This is a genomic window from Actinomadura soli, assembly GCF_005889715.1.
In the GTDB taxonomy this organism is placed as follows: Bacteria; Actinomycetota; Actinomycetes; order Streptosporangiales; family Streptosporangiaceae; genus Spirillospora; species Spirillospora soli.
The window spans coordinates 1-10190 of the sequence record NZ_VCKW01000281.1 but is presented as its reverse complement, the minus strand read 5'-3'; the positions used below and the strand labels follow the sequence as shown (position 1 = coordinate 10190).

Annotated in this window: 10 protein-coding genes and 3 pseudogenes; 8 read left to right on the top strand and 5 right to left on the bottom strand. The window is 74.1% G+C overall.

All coding sequences use genetic code 11. The features are described from left to right. The 3 genes and pseudogenes from ETD83_RS35020 to ETD83_RS45785 form a co-directional block, all read right to left on the bottom strand. Nucleotides 1-327: pseudogene (locus ETD83_RS35020) on the bottom strand (nucleoside deaminase); the annotation flags it as partial. Between the two features lie 12 nt (nt 328-339). Next, nucleotides 340-1350 carry a LacI family DNA-binding transcriptional regulator gene (locus ETD83_RS35015; RefSeq protein ID WP_138649496.1) on the bottom strand — a complete coding sequence of 337 codons (1011 nt, stop codon included), beginning with the start codon at nt 1348-1350 and terminating at the stop codon, nt 340-342. Between the two features lie 52 nt (nt 1351-1402). Continuing rightward, a complete protein-coding gene (locus ETD83_RS45785; RefSeq protein ID WP_329603036.1) occupies nt 1403-1963 on the bottom strand; it encodes a family 1 glycosylhydrolase in 561 nt (186 codons plus the stop codon). Nucleotides 1964-2047: 84 nt separating this feature from the next. Between ETD83_RS45785 and ETD83_RS35005 the strand changes: the two genes are divergently transcribed. The 8 genes and pseudogenes from ETD83_RS35005 to ETD83_RS45050 form a co-directional block, all read left to right on the top strand. Then, nucleotides 2048-2752 (top strand): nucleotidyltransferase domain-containing protein, encoded by a 705-nt coding sequence (locus ETD83_RS35005; protein WP_230421387.1) that lies wholly within the window; start codon nt 2048-2050, stop codon nt 2750-2752. A 348-nt stretch (nt 2753-3100) separates the two neighbouring features. Beyond that, nucleotides 3101-3772 carry a GTP cyclohydrolase II gene (ribA, locus tag ETD83_RS35000; RefSeq protein WP_138649495.1) on the top strand — a complete coding sequence of 224 codons (672 nt, stop codon included), beginning with the start codon at nt 3101-3103 and terminating at the stop codon, nt 3770-3772. Beyond that, on the top strand, nt 3769-4626 hold the full coding sequence (locus tag ETD83_RS34995) for a CDP-alcohol phosphatidyltransferase family protein (RefSeq protein ID WP_230421386.1): 858 nt from the start codon (nt 3769-3771) through the stop codon (nt 4624-4626). Before ribA ends, ETD83_RS34995 begins: the two co-directional genes overlap by 4 nt. After that, the gene (locus ETD83_RS34990; RefSeq protein WP_138649494.1) at nt 4583-5554 is read left to right on the top strand and encodes a zinc-dependent alcohol dehydrogenase; all 972 of its coding nucleotides are present in this window, start codon (nt 4583-4585) and stop codon (nt 5552-5554) included. The genes ETD83_RS34995 and ETD83_RS34990 overlap by 44 nt, the downstream gene beginning before the upstream one ends. A gap of 24 nt (nt 5555-5578) precedes the next feature. Next, nucleotides 5579-5977, top strand: a complete 399-nt coding sequence (locus ETD83_RS34985; RefSeq protein WP_138649493.1) for a 6-pyruvoyl trahydropterin synthase family protein — start codon at nt 5579-5581, stop codon at nt 5975-5977. Then, on the top strand, nt 5974-7050 hold the full coding sequence (locus tag ETD83_RS34980) for a glycosyltransferase family 4 protein (RefSeq protein WP_230421385.1): 1077 nt from the start codon (nt 5974-5976) through the stop codon (nt 7048-7050). Before ETD83_RS34985 ends, ETD83_RS34980 begins: the two co-directional genes overlap by 4 nt. After that, nucleotides 7047-7841 carry a class I SAM-dependent methyltransferase gene (locus ETD83_RS34975; protein WP_138649492.1) on the top strand — a complete coding sequence of 265 codons (795 nt, stop codon included), beginning with the start codon at nt 7047-7049 and terminating at the stop codon, nt 7839-7841. Before ETD83_RS34980 ends, ETD83_RS34975 begins: the two co-directional genes overlap by 4 nt. After that, nucleotides 7769-8596, top strand: a pseudogene (locus ETD83_RS45050) (lysylphosphatidylglycerol synthase domain-containing protein); the annotation flags it as partial. The gene ETD83_RS34975 and the pseudogene ETD83_RS45050, both read left to right, overlap by 73 nt. A gap of 3 nt (nt 8597-8599) precedes the next feature. On the opposite strand, the gene ETD83_RS34965 reads toward ETD83_RS45050, so the two are convergent. Continuing rightward, entirely contained in the window at nt 8600-9367 is a 768-nt protein-coding gene (locus ETD83_RS34965) for a creatininase family protein (protein ID WP_138649490.1), read from the bottom strand. Nucleotides 9368-9419: 52 nt separating this feature from the next. Further along, a pseudogene (locus ETD83_RS45045) lies at nt 9420-9956 on the bottom strand (phosphatase PAP2 family protein); the annotation flags it as partial. Nucleotides 9957-10190 lie beyond the last annotated feature (234 nt).

The following is a 10190-nucleotide window of genomic DNA, read 5'->3' as shown; positions in this document are numbered from 1 at the left end:
GGGCTCGGAGATGTGTATAAAGAGACAGAGCCCCACCCACCCGTGCGCGGCCGAGCACATCGGGCAGTGCTCCCCGGACGTGAACACCGTCGCCGCCGCGCGCTCCTCCGGCGTCAGGTGAGCGGCCGCCCACCGGGCGGCCTCGAACTCGGGGTGGCGGGTCTGGTCGCCGTCCGCGGTGCGGTTGCGGTCCTCGAACAGGACCTCGCCGGACGCCGCCGCGAGCACCGTCCCGAACGGCTCGTCGCCCGCGTCGAGGGCCTCGGCGGCGAGCGCGACGCAGCGGCTCAGGTGGACGAGTTCGGCGGCGGACGGTTCGTAGGCCATGGAACGATCATGTCAGGCCGAGTCGCGAAGGACCAGGTGGGGACGCAGGATGACCACCGGGTCCACGACCGTCTCGCCGCGGATCCGCGACACCAGCAGCCGCGCCATCTCCCGGCCCATCTCCTCCGGCGACTGGCGCACGGTCGTCAGCGGCGGGTCGGCCAGCGGCGCGGCGGCGGAGTCGTCGAACCCGATGACGGCGACGTCGCCGGGGACGCGGCGGCCGTGCCGGCGCAGGACGCGCAGCGCGCCGAGCGCCATCGGGTCGTCGGCGGCGAACACCGCGTCCACGGACGGCTCGGCGGCCAGCAGCCGCTCCGCCGCGGCGATGCCGCTGGCCTCGCCGAAGTCGCCGTACTCGACGTGCTCGGGCAGCCCCGCCGCGGCGAGCGCGTCCCGGTACCCGGCCAGCCGGTCGATGCCGACGCCCATGTCCTGCGGCCCGGCGATGGTCGCGATCCGCCGCCGGCCCGCGGCGACCAGGTGCGCGACGGCCTCGCGGGCGCCGCTGCGGTTGTCGACGTCGACGTAGCTGACCGGGGACAGGCCGGGCGGGCGGCCGCCGAGGACGGTCGGAACGCCGCCCGCCTCCAGCTTCGCGGGCAGCGGGTCCTCGGCGTGCAGGGACGTGAGCAGGACGCCGTCCACGTGCTGGGTGGTGAGGTAGTCCTCAAGGCGTCCGTACTCGGCGGGGGAGCGGGCGAGGGCGAGCAGGAGCTGCAGCCCCGTATCGGCGAGGCCGTTGCCGATGCCCCGGATGATCCCGGCGAAGTACGGCTCGTCGAACAGCCGCTGGTCCGACTCGGCGACGACGAGCGCGACGGTGTCGGTCCGGCGGGTGACGAGCGTGCGGGCCGCGCGGTTCGGCACGTACCCGAGCTCGTCGATCGCCTTCAGCACCGCCTCCCGGGACCGCGGGCTGACCCGCGGCGAGCCGTTGACGACCCGCGACACCGTGCCGCGGCCGACCCCGGCCCGCGTCGCGACCTCCTCCAGGGTCGGGCGCGTGGTCCTGCCCGCCATCTGGCCCCCTTCTCGTCCGTGCCGCCCGTCCTGCGCGGTCGGCTCAGCCCGGTCAGCTCAGCCCGGGAGCCCGCCGCGCTTGATCACCCCGGCGTACCACCGCGCTGTCCTTGGGCGCGCGGCGCTGCGTGGCGTAATCGACGTGGACGAGCCCGAAGCGCTTGGCGTAGCCCCAAGCCCACTCGAAATTATCTAGCAGCGACCACGTGAAGTACCCGCGAAGCGGTACACCGTCGGAGACGGCGTCGTGGCACGCCCGGATGTGCGCGTCGAGGTAGCCGATGCGGCCCGCGTCCTTCACCGCGCCGTCCTCGTCCGGGGTCTCGTCGTAGCCCGCGCCGTTCTCGGTGATGTAGAGCGGAACGGACGGGGGCTGGATGCGGGGCTTGTACTCGTCCAGGCTGGACACCTTGCGCTGCTTGATCGTGACGTCCGGATGCGACTGCTCGTACTGCTTGTAGAGCGCGTCGTAGCCCGGCTCGCCGAAGACGTCGACGGTGAGCTCGACGGGTCCGCCGTCGGAGCCGCCCCCCTCGTCGTTGCCGCCGCCGCAGGCGACGGCCAGACCGCCGACGAGCACGGCCGCCATCGCCGTGCCCAGTCCGCGCCGCATGATGGCCCTCATCGCGGACCCCTCTCAGGTCGTGACAACCGTTACAAGTCGACACCCGGCGGCGGGCTGCGCCAGGCTGCGTCCGTGACGATCTCCGACCGCCCTGACGCCGCGCCCGACCTCGTCCGCGACCACACGATCCTGTCGGTCGTGACCGGGTCGCGCGCCTACGGCCTGGCGACGGACGGCAGCGACGTCGACCGGCGCGGCGTGTACGCGGCGCCGGCCCCGCTGTTCTGGCGTTTCACCAAGCCGCCCACCCATCTGGACGGCCCGCTGCCCGAGCAGTTCTCCTGGGAGCTGGAGCGGTTCTGCGAGCTGGCCCTGGACGCGAACCCGACCGTCCTGGAGTGCCTGTGGTCGCCGCTGGTGGAGAAGGTCACGCCGGAAGGTGAGGAACTGCTGGCCGTCCGGCGGGCCTTCCTGTCCCGGCGGGTACATCGCACGTTCCTCCGGTACGCCCAGGCCCAGTTCCGCAAGCTGGAGGGCGACCTGCGCAACGGCGGCGCGCCGCGCTGGAAGCACGTCATGCACATGCTGCGGCTGCTGGTCAGCGGGGCGCATCTCGTCCGGCACGGCGAGCCGCGGGTGGACGTCGGCGACCTGCGCGACCGGCTCCTCGCCGTCCGCCGCGGCGAGGTCGGCTGGGACGAGATCGAGGCATGGCGCGCCGCCCTCACCGCCGACCTGGACGCCGCCGCCGACCGCAGCCCGCTGCCCCCCGAACCCGACCGCGCCGCGGTCGAGGACCTGCTGATCTCCATCCGGCGAAGGAGCGTGGACCGGTGACGCACCGTCCTCCAGACTCCACCCACCGCCATTCAACGGACGAGCTCCGCTCGGCGGCCCTCCGTACCTGCCCGGCCTGATCGAGGCGAAGCGGGCCGCCGAGCACGGCGCGCTGCCGGACGGCGCGCCCGCCCTGGACCGCCTCGAAGCCGAGCGCGACCGCGGCGACCTGCCGGAAGTCGCGGCGAACCGCCGTGCCGAGCACGACTTGGTGGTCCGGTCCCGCCTACGCTGAACCCTGAGGTGCCTCCCCTCCGTGCCACGGATCGTACGAACCGTTTCACAACGCAACCGCCGCGTGCGTCCGCCACGTACCACGGGTGATTGCGGAGCCGAGGAAGGGGAGCGATGCGCGATCAGGGCATCGAGCAGAACGACATCGCGGAGGCGGATCTGCGGACCCGGCGGGGCGTGTTCCGCGCCGTCGCGTTCCGGGACCCGGTCGACGGGCACGAGCACATGGCGCTCGTCCGCGGCGACGTCCGGGACCGGGAGGACGTGCTCGTCCGGACGCATTCGGAGTGCATGACCGGCGACATCTTCGCCGCCACGCGCTGCGAGTGCGGGGACCAGCTCGGCGCGGCGCTGGACGCGATCGTCCGCGAGGGCGCCGGTGTCCTGGTCTACCTGCGCGGGCACGAGGGACGCGGGATCGGGCTGGTGGCGAAGGTCCGGACCCACATCCTGCAGGACGACCAGGGCCTCGACACCGTCGACTCCGCAACCGCCATCGGGCTGCCGGTCGACGTCCGCGACTACGGCCCGGCCGCCCGCGTCCTGCGGTACCTCGCGGTCCGGTCGGTGCGGCTGCTGTCGAACAACCCGGCCAAGGTCAGCGCGCTGGAGTCGTACGGGATCGAGGTCGCGGAGCGGGTGCCGCTGCTCGTGCCGGTCAGCGACGACAACGTCCGGTACCTGACGGCGAAGCGCGACCGGCTCGGCCACGACCTCCCGCAGCTCGACGCGCCCGACTCGCTCGACGCGCTCGGCGGGACGCCGGTCGGCGAGGTCCGCCGATGACGCGGCCGATGACGGCGCCGCGCCCGATGACCGCGCAGCGCCCGATCGGGGTCGTCTGGCGCGCCGCCGCGCCACCTCGGGGGAAGGGGCCGCGGCTGACCAGGGGGGCCGAGCTGGCGGGCGCGGCGGGCGCGCAGGTCGCGCTGGTGGCGGCGCTGCGTCCCGGGATCGTGGGCCTGGCGGTGGGCGTCGTGTACGCGCTGTCCGCGTGGGCGGTCCTCGGCGCGGCGTTCCGCGGGCGGCGGGCGCTCGGCCCCGCCGATCATGTGACGCTGACGCGGGTCGTCCTCACCGGCGGTGTTTCCGCCCTGGTCACGGGGCATCTCCTCGGTGGCGGGCACACGTGGACGCTCGTCGCGGTCGCGTCGGCGGCGCTCGTCCTGGACGGGGTGGACGGGCAGGTCGCCCGCCGCACCGGGACGGCGTCGCGGCTCGGCGCGCGGTTCGACATGGAGGTCGACGCCTTCCTCGTGCTGGTGCTGAGCGTGCACGTCGCGTGGACCGCCGGGGCCTGGGTCCTGGCGATCGGCGCCATGCGGTACGCGTTCGGCGCGGCGGCCTGGGCGGCGCCGTGGCTGCGCGCCGAGCTGCGGCCCAGCATGGCGCGGAAGGCCGTCGCGGTGGTGCAGGGCGTGACGCTGGTCGCGGCGGCGTCGGGCGTCGTCCCGTACACGGGCGCGCTGGTGGGGGCGGCACTGGCCCTGCTGGTGTGGTCGTTCGGACGGGACGTGGTGTGGCTGTTCACGCGCCGTGAACGGCGGGCCGCGCGGCGGCTCCGGGGGAGCCGGGGGAGTCGGGGGAGGAGCACGGATGGAGCGGGAAGCCCGCGCGTTCTGGATCCGGTCGCCCGGTAGCGGGGAGATCCGCGACGAGGTGCTGCCGGAGCCGGGTCCCGGGGACGTGGTGGTCCGGACGCTCTGCACCGGGGTGAGCCGGGGCACGGAGGCGATCGTCTTCCGCGGCGGCGTCCCGCCGAACCAGCACGCGGTCATGCGGGCGCCGTTCCAGGACGGGACGTTCCCCGCCCCGGTCAAGTACGGCTACCTGAACGTCGGCGTGGTCGAGCACGGCCCGTCCGGCCTGCTCGGACGCCCGGTGTACTGCCTGTATCCGCACCAGACCCGGTACGTCGTCCCGGCGAGCGCGGTGTGCCCCGTCCCGGACGACGTGCCGCCGGAGCGCGCCGTCCTCGCCGGGACGGTCGAGACCGCCGTGAACGCGCTGTGGGACGCCGCCCCGCTGATCGGCGACCGGATCGCCGTCGTCGGCGCCGGGATGGTGGGCTCCTCGGTCGCCGGGGTCCTCGCCGGGTTCCCGGGGTGCCACGTCCAGCTCGTCGACACCGACCCGTCCCGGGAGGGCGTCGCGCGGGCGTTCGGCATCGAGTTCGTCCTTCCCGAGCAGGCGGACGCGGGCTGCGACCTGGTGATCCACGCCAGCGCCACCGAGGCGGGCCTCGCTCGGTCGCTGGAACTGCTCGCGCCGGACGGCGAGGTCGTGGAGCTGAGCTGGTACGGGGACCGGCGGGTCGCCGTCCCGCTCGGGGAGTTCTTCCACTCGCGGCGGCTGACCGTCCGGAGCAGCCAGGTCGGCGCGGTGCCGCCCGCCCGCCGGTCGCGCCGCGGGTTCGCCGACCGGCTGGCACTGGCGCTGCGGCTCCTCGCCGACCCCGCGTTCGACGTGCTGATCACCGGCGAGAGCGACTTCGCCGAGCTGCCGACGATCATGCCGCTTCTCGCGAGCGGTGAACTTCCCGCGCTCTGCCACCGAATCACTTACTGAAACCCCGACCATCTGGAGAGCACCGTGTTCGCGATCACCGTCCGCGACCATGTCATGATCGCGCACAGCTTCCGCGGCGAGGTCTTCGGACCGGCGCAGCGGCTGCACGGCGCCACCTACCTGGTGGACGCGACGTTCCGCCGCCCCGGCCTCGACCCGGACGGCATCGTCGTCGACATCGGCCTCGCCACCCGCGAGCTGGGCGAGGTCCTGGCCGCGCTGAACTACCGCAACCTGGACGAGGAGCCCGACTTCGCCGGGGTCAACACCTCGACGGAGTTCCTCGCCAAGGTCATCGCGGACCGCCTCGCCGGCCGCGTCCACGCGGGCGCGCTCGGCGAGCACGCGCGCGGCCTCGCCGGGATCACGGTGGCGCTGCACGAGTCGCACGTCGCCTGGGCGAGTTACGAGCGCGAGCTGTGACCGCCGCCCACGAGATCTGCGTCGTCGTCCCCGGCGACATCGACGACGCCGACGTGCCGAGCGGCGGGAACCACTACGACCGCATGCTGTGCGACGGGCTGGCGGCCTCGGGACGTCCCATCCGGGAGCTGGCGGTGCCGGGGGCCTGGCCGCGCCCCGACTCCGCCGCCCGCGCCGGTCTCGCCCGCGCGCTCGCCGGGCTGCCCGATGACTCCGTCGTCCTACTGGACGGCCTGGTGGCGTGCGGCGTCCCCGAGATCGTCGTCCCGGAGGCGGGAAGGCTGCGGCTCGCCGTCCTCGTCCACCTCCCGCTGGCGGACGAACCCGGACAGGCCGACCTGAACGCCGCCGAACGCAGGACGCTGGAGGCGGTCGGCGCCGTCGTGGCGACCAGCCCGTGGGCACGGGAGCACCTCGTCGCCCATCACGGCCTCGAACCGTCCCGCGTCCACGCCGTCACCCCCGGAACGGAGTCGGCGCCGCTCGCGACCGGCACCGACGGTGCGACCCGCCTGCTGTGCGTCGCGTCCGTAACGCCCCGCAAAGGCCACGACATCCTGGTCGAAGCCCTCGCCACCGTCGCGCATCTGCCCTGGCAGTGCGAGTGCGTCGGCCCGCTGCGCCGCGACCCCGAGCACGTGACGCGCCTCCAGCGGCTGATCGCCCGGCACCGCCTCGGCGACCGCGTCCGCCTGGAGGGGCCGCTGACCGGCAAGCGCCTCGACGACGCCTACGCGTCCGCCGACCTCGTCGTCCTCGCGTCCCGCGCCGAGACGTACGGGATGGTCGTGGCGGAGGCCCTCGCGCGCGGCGTCCCCGTCGTCGCGACCGCCGTGGACGGCGTGCCCGACACCCTCGGCTGGGACCCGTCCGGCGCCGTCCCCGGGCTCCTCGTCCCGCCCGACGAGCCCGCCGCGCTGGCCGCCGCGCTGCGCCGCTGGCTCGTGGAACCCGACCTGCGGAGCCGCCTGCGCGCCTCCGCCCGCCTGCGCCGTGACACCCTCCCCGGCTGGGACGACACCGCCCGCCGCATGGCCACCGTCCTGTCCAGGCTCCGGAGGGGGACCCGATGAACTTCGATCCGTCATGGCTGGCGCTCCGCGAGAGCGCCGACGCCGCGGCCCGTGCCACCGAACTGCTCGTCCCGCTCCAGGCCGCCCTTCCGCCGGACGGGCCGCTCGTCATCTGGGACCTCGGCTGCGGCACCGGATCGCTGGGACGCTGGCTGTCCGGGCGGCTGCGCGGCCCGCAGCACTGGATCCTGCACGACAACGATCCCGAACTGCTCGAACGGGCCGCCGCCAACATCTACACCACCGCCGGCGGGCATCGCGCGACGATCGAGACCCGGAAGGGCGACGTCGGCTCGCTCCAGGCGTCCGACCTGGTCGGCGCGTCGCTGGTCACCGCGTCCGCGCTGCTGGACGTGCTCACCGCCGCCGACGTCGAGACGATCGCCGCCGCGGCGGCCTGCCCGGCGCTGCTGACGCTGTCGGTCGTCGGGCGCGTCCGGCTGTCCCCGTCCGACCCGCTGGACGCCGAGCTCGCGGCCGCCTTCGACGCGCACCAGCGCCGCGGGGGCCTCCTCGGACCGGACGCCGTCACCGCCGCGACCGAGGCGTTCGGACGGCGCGGCGCCACCGTCCGGACGCGGTCGAGCCCGTGGCGGCTCGGCCCCGGCCAGTCGGCGCTGATCTCGGCGTGGTTGCGCGGCTGGGTCGCCGCAGCCACCGAGCAGCGCCCCGACCTGACCCCCGCCGCGGACGCCTACCTGCGCCGCCGCCTGGCCGAATGCGCCACCGGCGGGCTCACCGTCGAGATCCACCACCTCGACCTGCTCGCCATCCCACGGAGGACGTCGTGAAGAGGCTCTGGCCCTGGCTGCGCCTGCTCATCGGGCTCGGCATCCTCGCCGCGCTGCTCTGGTGGCACAGCACGGACGCGTTCGTGGACGCGCTGCACGCCATCGACCCCCGCTCCATCGCCATCGCCCTGGTGATCGGCCTCCTGACGACCCTCCTGAGCGCGGCCCGATGGCGCCTGGTGGCCCGCCGGCTTGGCCTCGACCTGCCCCTGACCAGCGCCGTCACCGACTACTACAAGGCCCAGTTCCTGAACGCCGTCCTGCCCGCCGGGATTCTCGGGGACGTCCACCGCGCCGTGAGCCACGGCCACCGCTCGGGCGCGAGCGCGCTCCGCGCCGTGTTCCTCGAACGGTTCACGGGCCAGGTCGTCCCCGTCCTGGTGGGCGTGATCGTCCTGTTCACCCAGCCCGCCGTGCTGTCGGCCATGACACCGGCACTGATCATGATCGCGGTGGTCCTGAGCGTCCTGCTCGTGCTGGCCCGCTGGCGCCACCGCGCGCTAGCGGCGACGTTCCGGGACGCCCGCGCCGTCCTGGACGCCTGGCCCGCCATCACCGCGCTCTCCCTCACGGCCCTGGCCGGGCACCTGACGCTGTTCGTGGTGGCCGCCCGTCTGGCAGGCTCCACGGCCCCGCTCCTCGACCTGCTGCCCCTGCTCCTCCTGGCGCTCCTCGTGATGGTGCTGCCGGTGAACGTCGGCGGCTGGGGCCCCCGCGAGGCCGTCCTCGCCCTCGCGTTCGGCGCGGCCGGGCTCGGCTCAGCGCAGGGCCTGACCGTCTCCGTCGTGTACGGCGTGCTCACCTTCGTCGCGTGCCTGCCGGGCGCCGCCACCCTGCTGGTGAAGCGCCGCGAGGCAGTCCCCGAACGACGCGACGAGGCTCGCCAGCACGTCCCGGCCCTTGCCGGCGCGGGCCAGTGACGGCCGCCCGATGACGCCCGACGCGGTGTAGGCGGCCATCCCCGAGGTCAGGAGATGCCGCCGGTCATCGGCCAGATGGTCGGCGGTCTCGTACCCGTCCCGCACCAGCTCCGGATGGGCGTGCAGCAGGATCGACGTCTCCAGCTCCCCGGCGTGCATGTCGCTGTCACCGGACGTCTCGACGCCCGCCGCCCGCCTGGCGTCCTCCCACTCGTCCAACCCCGGGAAGAGCGCCATGTCCCCCTGCGCCTCCTGAACGACATTCCCGAGCACGTAGTTGCCGCCATGCCCGTTCACCAGCACCAGCTTCGGCACTCCAGCACGGGCGAGCGACCCGGCGACGTCCAGCACCACCGCGCGCAGGGTCGCCGCCGAGATGCTGACCGTCCCGGGCCAGGCCGCGTGCTCATGCTCATGCGAGCACGAGATCGTCACAGGCGGGAGCGTCCGCACCGGGTACGCCCCCGCGATCTCCGCCGCGATCGTGCAGGCGATCACCGTGTCCGTCGCCAGCGGCAGGAACGGGCCGTGCTGCTCGTGGCTCCCGATCGGCAAGACCGCAACGGGGACGTCCGGTACCTCGGAACTCGTGTGCGTCGGCAGCATGGACCCCACCCTGCCGCACCCGCTCCACCAGCGAAACCACCACCATCGCCCCGGCCAGCAGCGCGGCGGCGACGATCCCGTCCGTCCAGTAGTGGTTGGCCGTGACCACCACCACCAGCACCGTGACCGGCGCGTGCAGCGCGATCACCCACCGCCACCGGCTCCGCGAGACCCGCACCACCGCGGCCGCGACCAGGATCGCCCACCCGATGTGCAGCGACGGCATCGCCGCGTACTGGTTGGCGATCCCCTCGGCCGCCCCCGCCGGATACGCCGACGGCCCCACCGTCAGCATCGTGTCCACGGCCCCGATATGAGCCAGCCGTGGCGGCGCCAGCGGAAACAGCATGTGGACGAGAAGCCCCGCCGCCGTCAGCGCGACCAGCTCGTTCCGCACCCTCCCGTAGGACGAGCGATGCCGCATGTAGAGCCAGACCAGCAGGAGCGCCGTCCCGGGAAAATGCACGCCCACGTAGTACATGTTCGCCAGGAACGCGGTGTGGTCCCACCCGAGCGCCCACTGCTGGAAATCCACCTCGTTGGGCAACCACGACCGCTCGAAGTCCCACAGCCACGCGGCATTCGCCATCGCCTGGCCGGGCCCGTGCTCGACGAGCGTCCGCCCCCACTTGTAGAAGGCGAACAGCACCGCCAGCAGCCCCACCTCGGTGACCAGCGGTCGCACCACCCCCCGCCGCATCGCCACGCTCGCCATGTGTCCTCCCCGTGCCGGTCGTCTTTGCCCGTTGCCAACGTCCAATGACAACCTTTACGTCCGACATTCCAGGTGACACTGGTCCCAACCACCGGCCCCGTGGAGGGA